Source organism: Kineococcus rugosus, assembly GCF_050871975.1.
In the GTDB taxonomy this organism is placed as follows: domain Bacteria; phylum Actinomycetota; class Actinomycetes; order Actinomycetales; family Kineococcaceae; genus Kineococcus.
Window position 1 is genome coordinate 23452 of the sequence record NZ_JBJLSJ010000028.1, and the last position, 18203, is coordinate 41654.

Below are 18203 nucleotides of genomic sequence, written 5' to 3' on the forward strand. Positions count from 1 at the left end.
GTGCCCGGCCCGGGCGTCCCGTCGGCGTGTCGGCGGCCCTCCCGACGCCGCCGGGGGGACGCTGGGACCCGGCTGGGTGCTCGCCCGGTCGGAGCAGTCGCGCCCGGGTACGGTGACCGCATGGCCACCCGGACGAACACGCGGACGACCAGCGGCAGGGGAGGGTCCACCAAGGTGGCGACCGGTTCTCGGGGTGGCACGAAGGCGAACGCGAACGGGTCCCGGGCCAAGAGCCCGGCCAAGGCCCCGGCCAAGGCGCCCGCGCGGTCCGGGGCCCGGCCCGCGGCGAACCGCTCCACGGCCCGCACCCCGGCCCGTCGCCCGGCGCCCCGCCCGGAGCCGACGGGCCCGTCCTGGCCGGTGCGGGCGGTCACGGCCGTCTGGATGGGGTGCGCGCACCTGGTCGGGGGCGCCGCGCGGCGCATCGGGACCGGTGCCCGCGACCTCGACCCCGAGCTGCGGCGCGACGGCGCGGGGTTCGCGCTGCTGGCGCTGGCCATCGTCGTCGCCGCCCGCGAGTGGTGGGGGCTGCCCGGCCGGGCCGGGCAGGTCATCCACACCGTCGCCGCCGGCACGCTGGGGGAGGTGGCCCTCGCGCTGCCCGTCGTGCTGGTCGGGCTGTCGGTGCACCTGCTGCGCCACCCCGACCACACCCAGACGACCACGCGCGCCGTCGTCGGCTCCCTCGCGCTGACGCTGTCGGCCGCCGGGCTGGTCCACCTGGCCACCGGGTCGCCCGCGCCGACGGGTCCGCAGGGCGCGAGCGTGGTCACCGACTCCGGCGGGATGCTGGGCTTCCTGGTGGCCGGCCCGCTCACCACCGCGCTGACCCCGTGGGTCACGACCCCGATCCTGGTCCTGCTGGGCTTCTTCGGCGTCCTGGTGCTCACGGCCACGCCGGTGCACGCCATCCCCTCGCGCCTGCGCGAGGCGTACGAGCGCCTGACCCACCACCCGCACCGCGAGGCGGCCCGCGAGGAGGCCGCCGGCCGGCGGGACCTGCCGGCGACGGCGCTGGCCCGGCAGCGGGCGGCGCGCGCCCAGGGAGCGGCCCCGGAGGCCGACGAGAAGCCCCGTCGCCGCCGGAAGAAGGACGACGCGCCGGTCGCCGAGCGCGTCGGGGACGAGGCGTTCGAGCAGGCCGCGATCACCGACGCCGCCGTCGCCGGCGACGCCCCGCGGGCCGAGGAGGCCGAGGAGGCCCGGGCGCGCCCGCGCCCCGGGCAGCGCCGGCCGGTCGCCTCGGACGTGCCGTCGGTGCGCGAGGCCCTCGAGGAGGGGTCCCGCGTGGACGGCGCCTCGGTGCCCTCCACGCCGCCGAAGGACCTGGTCGCGCCGCCCGCGACGCCGCTGCCGCCGCGCATCGAGCAGCTGACCCTCGCCCCCGACGTGACGTACACGCTGCCGGAGGCGGCCGCGCTGACGCCCGGGACGCCGCCGAAGGAGCGCAGCGCCGCCAACGACCGGGTCGTGGAGGCCCTGTCCGGGGTGCTGGACCAGTTCGACATCGACGCCCGCGTCACGGGCTTTTCCCGCGGCCCGACGGTCACGCGCTACGAGGTGGAGCTCGGGCCGGGCACGAAGGTCGAGCGGGTCACGCAGCTGTCGAAGAACATCGCCTACGCGGTGGCCAGCGCGGACGTCCGCATCCTGTCGCCGATCCCGGGCAAGTCCGCCATCGGCATCGAGATCCCGAACTCCGACCGCGAGACCGTCTCCCTGGGCGACGTGCTGCGCTCGAAGGTGGCGACCTCGACCGAGCACCCGATGGTCATGGGGGTCGGCAAGGACGTCGAGGGCGGGTTCGTCGTCGCCAACCTCGCCAAGATGCCGCACCTGCTCGTCGCGGGGGCCACCGGCGCCGGCAAGTCCAGCTTCGTGAACTCGATGATCACCTCGATCCTCATGCGGGCCACGCCGGACGAGGTCCGGATGGTGCTCGTCGACCCCAAGCGCGTCGAGCTGACGATCTACGAGGGCATCCCGCACCTCATCACGCCGATCATCACGAACCCCAAGAAGGCCGCCGAGGCCCTGGAGTGGGTCGTGCGGGAGATGGACCAGCGCTACAACGACCTGGCCGAGTTCGGGTTCAAGCACGTCGACGACTTCAACAAGGCCGTGAAGGCCGGCAAGGTCCAGGTGCCGGAGGGGTCGCAGCGGGTGCTGCAGCCCTACCCGTACCTGCTGGTGATCGTCGACGAGCTGGCCGACCTCATGATGGTCGCCCCCCGCGACGTGGAGGCCTCGATCCAGCGCATCACGCAGCTGGCGCGCGCGGCGGGGATCCACCTGGTGCTGGCGACGCAGCGGCCGTCGGTCGACGTCGTGACCGGCCTGATCAAGGCGAACGTGCCGTCGCGGCTGGCGTTCGCCACGAGCTCGCTGGCCGACTCCCGCGTCGTGCTGGACCAGCCCGGCGCGGAGAAGCTCGTCGGGCAGGGGGACGCGCTGTTCCTGCCGATGGGCTCGTCCAAGCCGATGCGCGTGCAGGGCGCGTGGGTCACCGAGAGCGAGATCGAGGCCGTCGTCTCGCACGTGAAGTCGCAGCTGCAGCCGGTGTACCGCGACGACGTGGTGGTGACGGCGCAGAAGAAGCAGGTGGACGAGGAGATCGGCGACGACCTCGACGTCCTGCTGCAGGCCGCCGAGCTGGTGGTGACGACGCAGTTCGGGTCGACGTCGATGCTGCAGCGCAAGCTGCGGGTCGGATTCGCCAAGGCGGGCCGGCTGATGGACCTGCTGGAGTCGCGGGGAGTCGTGGGGCCGAGCGAGGGGTCCAAGGCCCGCGACGTGCTGGTGCGCCCGGAGGACCTGCCCGGCGCGCTGGCGCTCATGCGCGGCGAGGAGCCGCCGGTGGCGATGGACCCGGTGGGGGAGCCGGAGGTCGTCGAGGTCGACGGCGGGGAGGACGCCTGGGAGCTGCTCGACCGGCGTTGAGGCGCCGGGAGCGACACGTCACGGAGAGCGAGCAGTCTGTCGCATTCCGGTGACTCTCCGTGTAACTTTGAGTCATGGACGCGCCCCGACCCCATGAGCCGGTCCGGTCGTCCAGCGAACGGTCCCCGGACCGGCCCCCCGAGCGCCCCACCGAGCGCCGGGAGGCCGAGCGGCGCGACCTGGACCTCCTGGTCTGGGACGCGCCGAACATCGACATGACGCTGTCCTCGATCCTGGGGTCCCGCCCCGCGTCCTCCGACCGCCCCCGCTTCGACGCCATCGCCCGCTGGTTCCTGTCCGAGGCCGGCGACCACGAGGTCGAGGGCTGCGTGTTCACCAACGTCCACCCCGCCAGCGCGGTGTCGCTGCGCGGCTGGATCGAGGCGCTGCGCAGCTTCGGGTACGCGGTGTTCGCCCGCCCCAAGGTGCTCCCCGAGGACGACGTCGACGACGCGATGCTCCAGCACATCGCCTCCCGGCGGGCCTCGCACCGGCTGCGCCGGGTCGTCGTCGCCAGCGGCGACGGCCGCAACTTCCTGGCCCCCCTGGAGGAGCTGCACCGCGCCGGGGTCCGCGTCGTGGTGCTCTCCTTCGCCGAGGTCGCCGGGTACGCCCAGGAGTCCCCGCACATCGAGTTCGTCGACCTCGAGGACGTCCCCGGCGCCTTCCAGGTCACGCTCGGGCGCACCCGCCTGACGGCGCTGCCCCCCGACGGCGGCTGGTTCCGCCCCACCCGGCCCATGCGCGCGCTGCTGGAGGACTCCGCGCCGCTGGAGCAGCCGGCGTCGCCGCCCGAGGCCCCCGCGGCCGCGGCCGAGGGGCTGGCGCGCACCGCACCCGACGCCCCGCCCGGACCCGAGGACGCCCCCCGGCCGGCGGCCCCCGAGGTCGGCGAGGTCGGCCGCGCCCCGGTCGCCCACCCCCAGCGGGCCCGCAGCGCCTGAGGCCGGGCCCCGGCCGGACGGCCCGTCGCCGGCCGCCCGGGCCGTACCCTGGGGAGGTGCCTCCCCTCCCCGGACAGCAGCGGTCCGTCGCGCTCGTGACGCTCGGCTGCGCCCGCAACGACGTCGACTCCGAAGAACTCGCCGGACGGCTCGCCGACGCCGGCTGGACCCTCGTCGACGACGCCGACGGCGCCGACGTGGCCGTCGTGAACACCTGCGGGTTCGTGGAGCAGGCCAAGAAGGACTCCATCGACACCGTGCTGGCCGCCGCGGACCTCAAGGAGGCCGGCCGCACGCGGGCCGTCGTGGCCGTGGGCTGCATGGCCGAGCGCTACGGCGAGGACCTCGCCCGGTCCCTGCCCGAGGCCGACGCGGTCCTCGGCTTCGACTCCTACGGCGACCTGTCCTCCCACCTCGAGGCGATCCTGCACGGGGAGAAGCCGCAGTCCCACGTGCCGCGCGACCGGCGCTCGCTGCTGCCGCTGGCGCCCGTGGACCGGCAGGCCGCCCGCGCCGCCGCCCTGGCCGCCGCGCCCGACCTGCCCGAGGGCGTCGCCCCCGCCAGCGGGCCGCGCGTCGTGCGCCGCCGCCTGGGCTCGGGCCCGTGGGCGCCGGTGAAGATCGCCGCCGGCTGCGACCGCCGCTGCACCTTCTGCGCCATCCCCGCCTTCCGCGGCTCGTTCGTCTCCCGGCCCGCCGACGAGGTCCTCGCCGAGACGCGGTGGCTGGCCGAGCAGGGCGTCAAGGAGGTGTTCCTCGTCTCGGAGAACACCACCTCCTACGGCAAGGACCTCGGGGACCTGCGGGCCCTGGAGGCGCTGCTGCCGCGGGTCGCGGCCGTCGAGGGCATCGAGCGCGTCCGGGTGTCCTACCTGCAGCCGGCCGAGGTCCGCCCCGGTCTGCTCGACGCGCTCACCGGCACCCCCGGCGTCGTCCCCTACTTCGACCTGTCCTTCCAGCACTCCGCGCCGGACGTGCTGCGCCGCATGCGCCGCTTCGGCAGCACCGAGGCGTTCCTGGCCCTGCTGGACCAGGTGCGCGAGCGCTTCCCGACCGCCGGGATCCGGTCCAACGTCATCGTCGGGTTCCCCGGCGAGACCGAGGCCGACCTCGACGAGCTGTGCTCCTTCCTCGAGAGGGCCCGCCTCGACGTCGTCGGGGTGTTCGGGTACTCCGACGAGGACGGCACCGAGGCCGAGGGGCTCGACGGCAAGCACCCCGAGGAGGTCGTCGCGGCCCGCCTGGACCGGGTGACCCGCCTCGTGGAGGAGCTCGTCGCCCAGCGCGCCGAGGAACGCCTCGGCGAGGTCGTCGAGGTGCTCGTGGAGTCGGTCGTCGACGAGGACGGCGACCCGCACGTCGTCGGCCGCGCCGCCCACCAGGGCCCCGACGTCGACGGCGAGACCGAGCTGGACCTCCCGCCGGGCTCCACGGTCGCGGTCGGCGACCTCGTGCGCGCCCGGGTCACGGGCGTCGCCGGCGCCGACCTGCTCGCCGAACCACTGGTGGGGGCTACGGTCTGAGGATGGAGATCGAGCCGTGAGCACCAGGACAGGGTCCGACCGGCTGGGCCTGCACCGCGGGCACGTGCCCAACGCCCTGACCGTCCTGCGGCTGGTCTTCGTCCCGCTGTTCGTCTGGTTCCTGGCCGCGGACGGCGGCACGAACTGGCGGTGGCGGCTGGCCGCCTCGGCCGTCTTCGTCGCCGCCAGCATCACCGACCGCTACGACGGGCACCTGGCCCGTCGCTGGGAGGTCGTCAGCGACTTCGGCAAGATCGCCGACCCGATCGCCGACAAGGCGCTCATCGGGGCCGGGCTGGTCGTGCTGTCCCTGCAGGGGCGGCTGTGGTGGTGGATGACGATCGTCATCCTGGCCCGCGAGCTGCTCGTCACGCTGCTGCGCTTCCTCGTCATCCGCCGCGGCGTCATCCCCGCCGCCAAGGGCGGCAAGATCAAGACCGTCGTCCAGACGATCGCCGTGGGGCTGTTCGTGCTGCCGCTGCCGGCCGCGCTGGACCCGGTGTGCCTGGCCGTCATGGGCGTCGCCGTCGTCCTGACCCTCTGGAGCGCCTGGGCGTACGTGGTGGCCGGGGCGAAGCTGCTGCGCCCGTGACGTCCGCGCCGGACGTCGTGGCCGCGCTGACCGCCGCGCGGGTGCACGTCGCCACCGCCGAGTCCCTCACCGGCGGGCTGCTGTGCGCGACCCTCGTGGACGTGCCGGGGGCCTCCGCGGTCGTCCGCGGCGGGGTCGTGGCCTACGCCACCGAGCTGAAGACCGCGCTGCTGGGGGTGCCGGCCGACGCGCTGGCCCGCACCGGCCCGGTGGACGCGTTCGTGGCCGAGGAGATGGCCCGCGGCGCCCGCGCCCGGCTGGGGGCCGACCTCGGCGTCGCCACGACGGGCGTCGCCGGTCCCGGCCCGGCCGACGGGTTCGACGCCGGGACGGTCTTCCTGGGCGTGGCCGCGCCGTGGCTGCCCGGCGGGGCCCGGCACGTGCGGCTGGCCCTGACCGGGGACCGCGCGCGCATCCGGCGCGAGACCGTCCGGGCCGCCCTGGCCGCCGTCGCCGCGGCGCTGGCCGACCGCCCGGCGCGGGCCGAGGAACAGGACGGCCCGTCCGGGAGTTGAGCCAGACGTGCGCAACTCTGCTCCCACCACCACCTCCGCGCCCCGGCCGGGGTACGGTAGTGGTTCCACTACCGGCAGCCACCGAGCCGTCTCGGACAACCGTCCGGTCCTGCGCGGACTGCCACCTCGACTCCCTGAGGGAGGCCGCCGCATGGTCGTGCTCCGCCGGACGATCGGTGACGTGCTGCGCGATGAACGGCGCGGTCAGCAGCGGACCCTGCGTGAGGTGTCCTCCACCGCACGGGTCTCCCTCGGGTACCTCAGCGAGGTCGAGCGCGGCCAGAAGGAAGCCTCCAGCGAGCTCCTCGCCTCGATCTGCACCGCGCTCGACGTCCCGCTCTCGCAGGTCCTGGGCGAGGTGACCCGCCGCATCGCCGTCGAGGAGGGCCCGGCGACCCGTCGCCGGTACGCCGCCGAGGGCATCGTCCCCGCCCCGGCCCCCGAGCCCCAGCGCCCGGTGGCCGACGCCCCCGCCGTCGAGACGGCCGGCGACCTCACCCCCGAGCTGGACACCGACCTCGACACCCTCGTCGAGCAGGCCGTCGACTCCGTGGTCGACCACGCCATCGACTCCGCGCTCGCCGAGGTGCCCAGCCGCGAGTTCGCGGTCGAGCTCGAGGGCCTGCCCGAGGAGCTCGAGCTCATCGTCCGGCGCCGCCTCGTCTCGGCCGCCTGACTCAGCGGCGGGTCCGGTAGGACCTGCCCACGCCCGGCCGTCCGGAGCTGCCCAGGGGGCGCTGCGGGCGGCCGTCGTCCGTCGGGGCCGGACCGCGCTGGCACCCCGGGCAGTAGAAGGCGGTGCGGTCCTGCGGGGGCGGCCCGATCGGCGCGACGCGGACCGTCCCGGCGCACCGCAGGCACGGCAGGCCCGAGCGCGCGTGCGCGAAGTTCTTCCGCCCCCGCCGCAGGTCGCCCGTCGTGACCTGGTCGGCCCGCTCCTTGTTCAGGTCCAGCAGCCGGTGGACGAGCGCCACGAACGCCGCCGGGTCCGCCACCTGCGACACCGGCGCCCACGGGGTCAGCCGGGCCAGGAAGCACGCCTCGGCCATGTAGAAGGTCCCCACGCCCGCCAGGACCCGCTGGTCCAGCAGCGCCGCCCCCAGCTCGCGGTCCGGGTCCCCGGTGAGCCGGCGCTCGGCCTCGGCGGGGTCCCAGCCCGGCCCCAGCAGGTCCGGGCCCAGGTGCCCGACGAGCTCGTGCTCACCGTCGGTGGGCACGAGGTCCAGCATCCCGAGCTTGTGGCCGACCGCCGTCCACTCCGCCGTCGCCAGCACCGCGCGCGTCCCCGACGCCGACCGCCGCCCCCGCGGGTCCCCGGTGCGCTCGACGAACCAGGACCCCTCCATCCGCAGGTGGCTGTGCAGCGTCAGCGGCGGGTCGTCCCCACCGGCGGCGACCCGGGTCAGCAGGTGCTTGCCCGCGCTGACCGTCCCCAGCACCACCCGCCCCGACAGGTCGACCGTGGCCAGGCTCGGCCACCGCAGGTCGCTGGACAGGAGCGCGCGCCCGGTCAGCGCCCGGTCCAGCCGCCGCGCCGTGCGCCAGACCACGTCCCCCTCGGGCACCCCTCAGCTCCGGATCCGCAGGCCCCGCGGCGTGGCGTGGAAACCCGCGGCCTCCAGCGCCTTCCCCAGCGGCGAGTCCGCCACCAGCACCCCGCTGCCGTCGGCCTTCTCGACCGTCAGCCGCCCCAGGACGCCCTCGCGGACGGCCAGCGCGAGCACGTCGGCCGCGGCCTGCAGGACCGCCTCCTCCGCCGTCCACGACAGCACCGACCGGCCGCCGCGCTCGACGTACAGGACCAGCTCGCCGTCGACGAGGACCACCAGCGCGCCCGCCTTGCGCCCCGGGCGGTGCCCCGTCGCGCCCTCGGTCGCCGCGGGACGCTCCGGCCACGGCAGCGCCGCCCCGTACGGGTTCGCCGGGTCGGTCGCCGCCAGCACCAGCGCCCCCGGCCCGGTGTCCCGGTCCTGGCCGCGACGCTGCGACGGGCTCGCCCCGCCCACCGGCCTCGCGCTGTCCCGCAGGCGGTCCACCGCTCCGGCGGTCGCGAACTGCGAGGCGCCCAGCCCCTCGACGAAGTACCCCCGCCGGGCCCGGCCGGCCTCCTCGAACGCCGACAGCACCTTGTACACGGCGGCGAAACCGCCCGGGACCCGCTCGCTGCCGACCGCCCCGCGGGTCAGGACCCCGTGCCGGTCCAGCAGCACCTCGGCGCTGGCGTGCGCGCGCACCGTCGCGTCGGTCTCGACCTGCGGCAGCAGCGACCAGCGGCCGGCAGCCGACGGCGGCCCGCTGCGGGAGGGCAGCTCCACCCGACGCACCCCCCGCGCCCGCGCCGGGCGCGCGTACCGGCTGCGCGGCGCGGCGGCCCGCGGCTTGTGCGCCCCCCGGCCGCCGAGGCGGTTGCGCAGCGGCGCCAGGGTGTCGTTGGTCAGCCGCCCGGCCCACACCAGGTCCCACAGCACCGTCGTCAGACCGGTGTCGTCGGTGGAGCCCACCGCGTCGGACAGCGCGCGGAAGAAGTACGCCCCGCCCCCGCCGAGCGCGTCCAGCACCGCCCGGTGCAGCTCGGTGTCGACGTCCACCTCCGACTCGCCCGGGTCCGGCAGCGTCAGCGGCGCCAGGTCGGCCGGGTGCAGCGAGACCCAGCCGTCGTCACCGGGCAGCGCCCCGTGCCCGGACCACACGACCTCCCCGGCCGCGGTGAGCTCGTCGAGCATCGACGGGGAGTACCCCTCGACGCGGGAGGCCAGCACCAGCGGCTCCAGGGCGCTCGCGGGCACGACCGCCCCGGCGAGCTGCTCCACCGCGCGCAGGACCCCGTCGACGCCGCGCACGCGCTGCCGCAGACCGGTGCTGACGCCCTGCCAGGCGGGCAGGAAGCGGGCCAGGTCCCGCGGCGGCACCGGTTCGACGTCGGCGCGCAGCGCCGCCAGCGACCGCCGCCGCAGGATCCGCAGCACGTCGGCGTCGCACAGCTCCAGCCCCGTCCCACCGGGCCGCAGCTCGCCCTCCACCACCCGGCCCACGGCCTGCAACCGGCGCAGCGCCTCGTGCGCGACAGCGCGCCCCACCCCGAACCGGGCCGCGGCCTCGGTCACGGTGAACGGCCCCCGGGTCCGCGCGAACCGGCCGAGCAGCTCCGCCAGCGGGTCGGCGACCGGCTCGGTGAACGCCTCCGGGATGCCGACGGGCAGGGGAGTGCCCAGCCCGTCGCGCAGCCGGCCGGCGTCCTCGATGACGGCCCAGTGCTCCTCACCGGCGATGCGCACCCGGATCAGCCGCCGCGCCTCCTCCAGGCCCACCAGCCAGCGGGCCGGGTCGGCGGTGCTGCGGGCCGCGACCTCGGCGGTCGTCAGCGGCCCCAGCACGCGCAGCAGGTCGGCGACGTCCTCGGCGTCGGTGGACTTGCGCTCCTCGACGAGGCGCTGCAGCTCGTCCTCGGTGCGCTGCACCGCCTCGGGGTCCAGCAGGTCCCGCAGCGCGGCGCCCTCCCCGCGGCCGAGGAGCTCGGCGAGCAGGCTCGGGTCGAGGGCGAGCGCCGCGGCCCGGCGCTCGGCCAGCGGGGAGTCGCCCTCGTAGAGGAACTGCGCGACGTACCCGAACATCAGCCCCCGCGCGAACGGCGACGGCTGCGGCGACTCGACCTCCACGACCCGGACCGTGCGCGCGGCGAGGTCGCGCATGAGCTGCTCCAGCCCCGTGACGTCGAAGACGTCGGACAGGCACTCGCGCACCGTCTCCAGGACGATCGGGAAGCTCGCGAACCGGCTGGCGACCTGCAGCAGCGAGGCGGCGCGCTGGCGCTGCTGCCACAGCGGCTGGCGGCGGCCGGGCTGGCGGCGGGGGAGCAGCAGCGCCCGCGCCGCGCACTCGCGGAACCGCGACGCGAACAGCGCCGACCCGCCGATCTCGGCCGTCACGAGGTCGGCGACCTCGTCGGCCTCCAGCGCCACCAGGTCGGCCACGTCCGGGGCCTGGCCCTCCGGCAGGTCGAGGTCGGGCAGGCGCAGGACGATCCCGTCGTCGGCGGGCATGGCCTGCACGTCGACGCCGAACCGCTCGCGCATGCGCGCGCCCAGCGCCAGCGCCCACGGGGAGTGGACCTGCCCGCCGAAGGGGGAGTGGATGCAGACGCGCCAGTCGCCGAGCTCGTCGCGGAACCGCTCGACGACGATCGTCCGGTCGTCGGGGACGTGCCGCGTCGCGGCCTGCTGCTCGGTCAGGTACGTCAGCAGGTTGCCCGTCGCCCAGTCGTCCAGACCGGCGGCCCGGACCCGCTCCCGCGCCGCGTCGCCGCCGAAGCCCCCGTCGAGGGACCCGAGCTCGCGGACGAACTCGCCGAGGGCGCGGCCCAGCTCGGCCGGCCGGCCCAGGGCCTCGCCGTGCCAGAACGGGAGCCGGCCGGGCTGGCCGGGGGCCGGGGTGACCAGGACCCGGTCGTGGGTGATGTCCTCGACCCGCCACGCCGAGGACCCCAGCGTGATGACGTCGCCCACCCGCGACTCGTAGACCATCTCCTCGTCGAGCTCCCCGACCCGCCGTCCCGGTCCCTCGCCGGAGGCCAGGAACACGCCGAAGAGCCCCCGGTCGGGGATCGTCCCGCCGCTGGTGACGGCCAGCCGCTGCGCGCCGGGGCGCCCGGTGAGGGTGTCGGTGACGCGGTCCCACACCAGCCGCGGGCGCAGCTCGGCGAACTCGTCGCTGGGGTAGCGGCCCGAGAGCATGTCGAGCACGGCGTCGAGGACCGGCCGCGACAGCGTCGCGAACGGCGCGGCGCGCTGGGCCAGCGCCAGCAGGTCCGGCACCGTCCACTCGTCCATCGCGACCATCGCCACGATCTGCTGGGCCAGCACGTCGAGCGGGTTGGCGGGGACCCGCAGCTCCTCGATCCGGCCGTCGCGCATGCGCTCGACGACGACGGCCGTCTGCAGCAGGTCCCCGCGGAACTTCGGGAACAGCACGCCGCGGGAGACCGCGCCGACCTGGTGGCCCGCGCGGCCCACGCGCTGCAGGCCGCTGGCGACGCTGGGCGGGGACTCGACCTGCACGACGAGGTCGACGGCGCCCATGTCGATCCCGAGCTCCAGGCTGGAGGTCGCGACGACCGCGGGCAGCCGGCCCGCCTTGAGGTCCTCCTCGATGAGCGAGCGCTGCTCCTTCGACACCGAGCCGTGGTGGGCGCGGGCCAGCACGGGGGGCTTGCCGGCGCCGGCGCCGGCCTGCCCCATGAACTCGGCGGGTGCCGCCGCCGGGGCGTCCTGCTCGGCGTCGGGGTTCAGCCGCTCGTCCCAGATCTCGTTGAGCCGCGCCGTCAGCCGCTCGGACAGCCGCCGCGAGTTCGAGAACACCAGGGTCGAGCGGTGGTCGGCGACGAGGTCGACGATGCGCTCCTCGACGTGCGGCCAGATGCTGGCCCGGCGGGGGTTGCCCGCCGCCTGGCCCGTCAGGTCGTCGGGGTCCTCGGCGCCCCGGCCGGAGTTGTCGAGCTCGCTCATGTCCTCGACGGGCACGACGACCTCGAGGTCGAACTCCTTCGTCGAGGGCGGCTGCACGACCGTCACGGGCCGGCCGCCGGAGACCCACTCCGCGACGGTGCGCACCGGCCGGACCGTGGCGGACAGCCCGACGCGCTGGGTGGGCTCCCCGCCGGCCGCCGCCACCAGGGCGTCCAGCCGTTCCAGCGACACCGCCAGGTGCGCCCCGCGCTTGGACCCGGCCATGGCGTGCACCTCGTCGAGCACGACGGTGCGCACCCCGCGCAGCTGCTCGCGGGCCTTCGACGTCAGCAGCAGGAAGAGCGACTCGGGGGTGGTGATGAGCACGTCCGGCGGGGTGCGGGTGAACCCGCGCCGCTCCTCGGTGGAGGTGTCCCCCGAGCGCACGCCGACGCGCACCTCGGGCACGGGCAGCCCGAGCCGCTGCGCGGCCTGCCGGATGCCGGTCAGCGGCGAGCGCAGGTTCCGCTCGACGTCGACGGCCAGCGCCTTCAGGGGCGAGACGTACAGGACGCGGCAGCGGTGGTCCTTGTCCTCCGGGACCGGCTCACCGGCCAGGCCGTCCAGGGCCCACAGGAACGCCGACAGCGTCTTGCCCGACCCGGTGGGGGCCACGACGAGGGCGTGCTGGCCGCGGCTGACGGCGTCCCAGGCGCCGACCTGGGCGGGGGTGGGGGCGTCGAACGCGCCGGTGAACCACGCGCGGGTGGCCTCGGAGAAGCGGCCCAGGACCTCCTGCGCGCTGGGTTCGGGGGTGGGCTCCGGGCTCATCCGGTCATGAGACCACCCGGCTCCGACACGTGCCCGGCGTGGCACCCTGTGCCGGTGCGAGTCAGCGAGTTCTGGACCCTGGTCACCGACGAGTTCGGGGACGCCTACGGCCGTTCGCTCGTGGCCGACCAGCACCTGATGGCCCTCGACGACCGGACCGCCGGGCAGGCGCTGGAGGCCGGGGTCGAGCCCAAGGCCGTCTGGCTGGCGCTGTGCGACGCCATGGACGTGCCGGCCGCGCGGCGCCTCGGCAAGGACCCGAGGCCGCCGAAGCGGGGCTGACCTACTCCCCGGTGGCCCCGTCGACCCGCTCCCGCAGCAGGTCGGCGTGCCCGTTGTGCCGGGCGTACTCCTCGACGAGGTGGGCCAGGACCCAGCGCACGCTCGTCGTGCCCTGCCGCCGGTGCTCGAAGGTGTCGTCGAGGTCGTGCGAGGCCAGGACCGCCCGGGCGAGGTCCTGCTGGGTGGCGAGCTCGGCCAGGTCGTGCGCGGGGTCGGCGTCCTCGACGCGGTCGAACTCGCCGTCGGGGTCGGCCGGTGAGGAGTAGCGCGGGTGGACGTCCTCGCCGGCCACCCCGGCCTGCCACCACCCGCGCTCGACGTCGGCCAGGTGCCGGACCAGCCCCAGCAGCGACATCGACGACGGCTCGACGGAGCGCCGGCGCAGCTGCTCGGCGGTCAGCCCCTCGACCTTCCGCGCGAACGTGGTCCGGTGGTACTCCAGGAATCCCTCCAGGGTGGAGCGCTCGTCGCCGAGGTACGGGGCCTCGTCCCGCTGCGGGGCGGCGGGGGCCGTGAAGCCCGCGGGCCCGGGACCCGTCACAGCCACCACAGCCCCGCGCCGACGGCGGTCGTCCGCAGGCGGTACAGGCTCGTGGAGGCCGCGACGAACAGGTCGGTGCCGCGCTCGCCGCCGAAGCAGACGTTGGCGACGACCTCCCCGACGACGACCTCGAGCAGCCGGGTGCCGTCGGGGGCGAAGACGGTCACGGCGTCCCCGTTGGACGTCCAGACGTTGCCGGCGGTGTCGACCCGGAACCCGTCGGCCAGGCCCCGGTCGACCTCCACGAAGACCCGGCCGTTCTTGACCACGGGTCCGGAGGGGACGGCGTCCGGGCCCCGGCCGCCGCGTACCCCGGTGAGCACGTCGTAGACCCGGATGAGCCGGTGGGTGCCGTTGCCCGGGGTGGGCGCGGCGGAGGTGTCGGCGACGTAGAGCAGGGACTCGTCGGGGGAGAAGGCCAGCCCGTTGGGCTCCTCGACGTCGGTGACGACCACGCGCAGGTCACCGGTGGCGGGGTCGAGCCGGAAGACGAAGTTGTCCCCGTACTCGCGGAACCCCTCGTGCCCCTCGACGGCGACGGAGATGCCGTACGGCGGGTCGGTGAACCAGATCGCTCCGTCGGAGGCGACGACGACGTCGTTGGGGGAGTTGAGGCGCCGGTCGCCGAAGCGGTCGACCAGGACGCCGGTGGTGCCGTCGGCCCCGGTGCGCTCGACGGCGCGGCGCCCGTGCGAGCAGGCGACGACCCGGCCCTCGTGGTCGAGCGTGCGGCCGTTGGTGAACTCCACCCCCGCGCGGTGGACGGTCAGGCCGCCGTCGACGCCGCTGGACTCCTCCCAGCGCAGCACGCGGTCGCCGGGGATGTCGCTGAAGACCACGGCCCGCTCGGTGGGGAGCCAGACCGGCCCCTCGGCCCAGGTGCTGCCCGAGCCGAGGCGTTCGAGGGCGGCGCCGGCGGGCAGCAGCCCGGCGCCGCGCGGGTCGAGGACCGTGGGGGACGTCTGCGTCACACCGAGCACCCTAGTGATCCCGACACACCGGGGCCGCGGCGACTTGGGTTCGAACAGGTGTACGGATACGATCGGGGGGTCCACAGGAGGTTGGAACGGTCGATCCGTCCACAGGCCCACGCCGTCGCGGGGTCGTGTCGGAGGTCGGCTCTAACGTTCCCCGAGTCAGTCCGATCCAGACCAGATCCAGACCACGAGGTGGAGACATGCCCGCTCCTGCGGACCGCGAGAAGGCCCTCGACGCCGCGCTCGCCGCGATCGACAAGAACTTCGGCAAGGGCTCGGTCATGCGGCTGGGCGACGACGTCCGCCCGCCCATCGAGGTCATCCCGACCGGGGCCATCGCCCTGGACGTCGCCCTCGGCATCGGCGGCCTGCCGCGCGGTCGTGTCGTGGAGATCTACGGCCCGGAGTCGTCCGGGAAGACGACCGTCGCGCTGCACGCCGTGGCGAACGCCCAGCGCAAGGGCGGCATCGCGGCGTTCATCGACGCCGAGCACGCCCTCGACCCCGACTACGCGGCCAAGCTGGGCGTCGACACCGACGCGCTGCTGGTCTCCCAGCCCGACACCGGTGAACAGGCGCTGGAGATCGCGGACATGCTGATCCGCTCCGGCGCCCTCGACATCATCGTCATCGACTCCGTCGCGGCCCTGGTGCCCAAGGCCGAGATCGAGGGCGAGATGGGTGACAGCCACGTCGGCCTGCAGGCCCGCCTGATGTCGCAGGCCCTGCGCAAGATCACCGGTGCGCTGAACCACTCCGGCACCACGGCGATCTTCATCAACCAGCTGCGCGAGAAGATCGGCGTCATGTTCGGCTCCCCGGAGACGACGACGGGCGGCAAGGCGCTGAAGTTCTACGCCTCGGTGCGCCTGGACGTCCGCCGGATCGAGACGCTGAAGGACGGGACGAACCCCGTCGGCAACCGGACCCGCGTCAAGGTCGTCAAGAACAAGGTCTCCCCGCCGTTCAAGCAGGCCGAGTTCGACATCATCTACGGCCAGGGCATCTCCCGCGAGGGTGGGCTCATCGACCTCGGCGTCGAGCACGGCTTCGTGCGCAAGTCCGGGGCCTGGTACACCTACGAGGGCGACCAGCTCGGTCAGGGCAAGGAGAACGCCCGCGCCTTCCTGCGCGACAACCCCGACCTCGGCGACGAGATCGAGAAGCGCATCAAGGAGAAGCTCGGCATCGGCGCCCGGATGGACGCCCCGGCCGAGGCCGACGAGAAGGTCGACTTCTGAGCCGTCGCCAGCGTGAGCAGGTCCCTCCCGGTCCGGACGAGAACCCGGACCGGGAGGCCGACCCGCGCGAGGTCGCCCGGGCGATCGCCCTGCGGCAGCTGACCATGGCGCCGCGGACCCGCGCGCAGCTGGCGGAGAAGATGGCCGCCCGGGAGGTCCCGGCCGACATCGCCGTGGAGGTGCTCGACCGGTTCGAGGAGGTCGGTCTCGTCGACGACCGCGCGTTCGCGGAAGGCTGGGTGCGCTCGCGCAGCGTGGGTCGCGGCCGGCGGGCGCTGGCCCAGGAGCTGCGGCGCAAGGGCGTCGACGACGAGACCGCCCAGGAGGCCCTCGAGACCGTCGACCACGACACCCAGACCGACGCCGCCCGGGACCTCGTGCGGCGCAAGCTGCGCTCCACGGTGGGGCTGGAGCGCGCGGTCCGGGAGCGCCGGCTGTTCGGGATGCTCACCCGGCGCGGGTTCCCCACCGACGTCGTGCTGCGGGTCGTCCGCGAGGAGCTCGACGGTCAGGCGTAGGTTGCGTCCGTGACCACCATCGCGATCCTGGAACTGACCCTCACGGCCGAGGGCGTCGCCCAGGCCCCGGCCATCCTCACCGAGACCCTCGAGGCGACCCGCGCGTTCGAGGGGAACCTCGGCTGCGAGGTGCTCTTCGACAACGCCGACGAGCGGCACGTCTCCATCGTCGAGCGCTGGGAGTCGGTCGAGAACGACGACGCCTACCGGGCCTTCCGCGCCACCCCCGAGGGGGCGTCCCGGCTGGGGACGATCGTCGCGGACCGCAAGCTCACGCTGTACACGGTCCGCGACGACATCTGAGCTCAGACAGCGGTGGCGTCGTAGACCTGGACGGCCGCGGTCTTGGTCGCGGTCTTCCTCGTCATGCGCCGCTCGATGACCTTCGCGACCCCGGCGATGACCATGTTCGTCCCCACGTAGACCACGGCGATCACGATCATCGCCGGGATCAGGTTGAAGTACTGCGACCCGAGCTGCGTGCCCCAGCGCAGCAGCTCGGTGAAGCCGACGATGTAGATCAGCGCCGTGTCCTTGAGGATCACCACGATCTGCGAGACCAGCGACGGCAGCATCGAGCGCACCGCCTGCGGCAGCTGGATCGTCCACAGCACCTGACCTTCGGTGAGCCCGATCGCCAGGCCCGCCTCCTTCTGCCCCTTGGGCAGCGCCTCGACGCCGGCGCGCAGGATCTCGGCGATGAACGCGCCGTTGTAGATGGTCAGGCCGAGCACGCCGCACCAGTAGATCGGGATGTTCCCGTTGCCGGCGTAGAAGAACCAGAACATCAGCAGCAGGACCGGCGGGGCCCGGAACAGCTGGATCATCCCGTAGGCGACCCAGCGCAACGCCTTGGCCGACGACAGCCGGAGGCTCGCCAGCACCGCGCCGAGGACGATCGACAGCGCGATGGCCATCAAGGCCACCGTCATCGTCCGCCACCACGCCCCGAACAGCGCGCGCTGGATGTCGGTGTAGGCGAAGGGGTTCCACTTCGAGGGGGTGAACTGCCCCGCCCCGTTCAGCCGCCACACCACCACCGCCACCACTGCGGCGAACAGCGCGACCCCCACGACCGTCAGGACGTGGTTCAGCCGCCGGGCCCGCGGGCCGGGGGCGTCGTACAGGACCTGGCTCATGCGCGGGCTCCGTTGCGCGAGAGGGACCGTTCCAGCAGGCCGACACCGGCGAAGAGCACCCCGGCCAGCAGCATGTAGGCGACGGTGATGCCGATCAGCACGGAGATCACGGCGTTGCCGTTCTGCTCGACGAGGTTGCGCAGCGCAGAGATCAGCTCGAAGTTGCTGGCCGCGGAGGCCACCGACGTGTTCTTCAGCAGCGCGTTCAAGACGCTGCCCAGCGGCGGGACGACCGCGCGGAAAGCCTGCGGCAGCACTACCAGCCGCAGCACCCCGGTGAACGGCAGCCCGATCGCGCGGGCCGCCTCGGCCTGCCCCACCGGAACGGTGTTGATCCCGGAGCGCACCGCCTCGCACACGAACGTCGAGGTGTAGGCCACCAGAGCCAGGATGGCGTACAGGCGGTACTGCGTCGCGGTGCCGACCCCGAACGTGATGCCCAGGGTCGGCAGGCACAACACGCAGAAGACGATGATCAGCGTCAGCGGCGTGTTCCGGAAGACGCTGACGTAGGTGCTGCCGAACGCGCGCAGCGCGGCGCTGGGGGAGATGCGGAACACCGCGAGGATCGTCCCGAGGACCAGGGAACCCAGGGTCGCCCACAAGAAGAGGGTGACCGTCCCCCACACCCCGCGACCGAACACGTCGAGGTTGTCGACGATGACCTGCACGTCAGCTCCTTGCTGTGTCCTGGTGGGTGGAGCCGGAACGGCGACGTC

15 protein-coding genes and 1 pseudogene are annotated in these 18203 nt (G+C 74.8%); 10 read left to right on the top strand and 6 right to left on the bottom strand.

Features of this window, described 5'->3' with window-relative positions:
• The first annotated feature begins 120 nt into the window (after window positions 1-120).
• The 6 genes and pseudogenes from ACRYM6_RS16045 to ACRYM6_RS16070 all read left to right on the top strand — a co-directional run.
• The gene (locus ACRYM6_RS16045; RefSeq protein ID WP_432543887.1) at window positions 121-2940 is read left to right on the top strand and encodes an FtsK/SpoIIIE family DNA translocase; all 2820 of its coding nucleotides are present in this window, start codon (window positions 121-123) and stop codon (window positions 2938-2940) included.
• A 74-nt stretch (window positions 2941-3014) separates the two neighbouring features.
• Window positions 3015-3884 carry an NYN domain-containing protein gene (locus ACRYM6_RS16050; protein WP_432543888.1) on the top strand — a complete coding sequence of 290 codons (870 nt, stop codon included), beginning with the start codon at window positions 3015-3017 and terminating at the stop codon, window positions 3882-3884.
• 56 nt (window positions 3885-3940) lie between these two features.
• Complete coding sequence (gene rimO / locus ACRYM6_RS16055; protein WP_432543889.1) at window positions 3941-5407, top strand: 30S ribosomal protein S12 methylthiotransferase RimO; 1467 nt, start codon at window positions 3941-3943, stop codon at window positions 5405-5407.
• A 16-nt stretch (window positions 5408-5423) separates the two neighbouring features.
• Window positions 5424-5999: a CDP-diacylglycerol--glycerol-3-phosphate 3-phosphatidyltransferase gene (gene pgsA, locus ACRYM6_RS16060; protein WP_432543890.1), complete on the top strand. Its 576-nt coding sequence runs from the start codon at window positions 5424-5426 to the stop codon at window positions 5997-5999.
• On the top strand, window positions 5996-6514 hold the full coding sequence (locus ACRYM6_RS16065; RefSeq protein ID WP_432543891.1) for a CinA family protein: 519 nt from the start codon (window positions 5996-5998) through the stop codon (window positions 6512-6514). Before pgsA ends, ACRYM6_RS16065 begins: the two co-directional genes overlap by 4 nt.
• Before the next feature lie 151 nt (window positions 6515-6665).
• A pseudogene (locus ACRYM6_RS16070) lies at window positions 6666-6902 on the top strand (helix-turn-helix domain-containing protein); the annotation flags it as partial.
• 289 nt (window positions 6903-7191) lie between these two features.
• Here the strand turns inward: ACRYM6_RS16070 and ACRYM6_RS16075 are convergent.
• Entirely contained in the window at window positions 7192-8079 is an 888-nt protein-coding gene (locus ACRYM6_RS16075) for a DNA-formamidopyrimidine glycosylase family protein (protein ID WP_432543892.1), read from the bottom strand.
• A gap of 3 nt (window positions 8080-8082) precedes the next feature.
• Entirely contained in the window at window positions 8083-12786 is a 4704-nt protein-coding gene (locus tag ACRYM6_RS16080; RefSeq protein ID WP_432543893.1) for an ATP-dependent helicase, read from the bottom strand.
• Window positions 12787-12840: 54 nt separating this feature from the next.
• Between ACRYM6_RS16080 and ACRYM6_RS16085 the strand changes: the two genes are divergently transcribed.
• Window positions 12841-13068 carry a DUF3046 domain-containing protein gene (locus ACRYM6_RS16085; RefSeq protein ID WP_432543894.1) on the top strand — a complete coding sequence of 76 codons (228 nt, stop codon included), beginning with the start codon at window positions 12841-12843 and terminating at the stop codon, window positions 13066-13068.
• Window position 13069: 1 nt separating this feature from the next.
• Here ACRYM6_RS16085 and ACRYM6_RS16090 read toward each other — a convergent pair whose 3' ends face one another.
• Window positions 13070-13609 (bottom strand): DinB family protein, encoded by a 540-nt coding sequence (locus ACRYM6_RS16090; RefSeq protein ID WP_432543895.1) that lies wholly within the window; start codon window positions 13607-13609, stop codon window positions 13070-13072.
• Window positions 13606-14580: an SMP-30/gluconolactonase/LRE family protein gene (locus ACRYM6_RS16095; RefSeq protein ID WP_432543896.1), complete on the bottom strand. Its 975-nt coding sequence runs from the start codon at window positions 14578-14580 to the stop codon at window positions 13606-13608. The genes ACRYM6_RS16090 and ACRYM6_RS16095 overlap by 4 nt, the downstream gene beginning before the upstream one ends.
• Window positions 14581-14786: 206 nt before the next feature.
• Here ACRYM6_RS16095 and recA point away from each other — a divergent pair, with 206 nt between their 5' ends.
• From recA to ACRYM6_RS16110, 3 genes are all read left to right on the top strand, one after another.
• Window positions 14787-15827 carry a recombinase RecA gene (recA, locus tag ACRYM6_RS16100; RefSeq protein WP_432514004.1) on the top strand — a complete coding sequence of 347 codons (1041 nt, stop codon included), beginning with the start codon at window positions 14787-14789 and terminating at the stop codon, window positions 15825-15827.
• Between the two features lie 83 nt (window positions 15828-15910).
• Window positions 15911-16345 carry a regulatory protein RecX gene (locus ACRYM6_RS16105; protein WP_432543932.1) on the top strand — a complete coding sequence of 145 codons (435 nt, stop codon included), beginning with the start codon at window positions 15911-15913 and terminating at the stop codon, window positions 16343-16345.
• A 9-nt stretch (window positions 16346-16354) separates the two neighbouring features.
• Window positions 16355-16648, top strand: coding sequence for a putative quinol monooxygenase (locus tag ACRYM6_RS16110; protein WP_432543897.1), 294 nt, complete (start codon window positions 16355-16357; stop codon window positions 16646-16648).
• A 2-nt stretch (window positions 16649-16650) separates the two neighbouring features.
• Here ACRYM6_RS16110 and ACRYM6_RS16115 read toward each other — a convergent pair whose 3' ends face one another.
• Together ACRYM6_RS16115 and ACRYM6_RS16120 are read right to left on the bottom strand one after the other, a co-directional pair.
• Window positions 16651-17484 carry an amino acid ABC transporter permease gene (locus ACRYM6_RS16115; RefSeq protein WP_432543898.1) on the bottom strand — a complete coding sequence of 278 codons (834 nt, stop codon included), beginning with the start codon at window positions 17482-17484 and terminating at the stop codon, window positions 16651-16653.
• A complete protein-coding gene (locus ACRYM6_RS16120; RefSeq protein ID WP_432543899.1) occupies window positions 17481-18155 on the bottom strand; it encodes an amino acid ABC transporter permease in 675 nt (224 codons plus the stop codon). Before ACRYM6_RS16120 ends, ACRYM6_RS16115 begins: the two co-directional genes overlap by 4 nt.
• Window positions 18156-18203 lie beyond the last annotated feature (48 nt).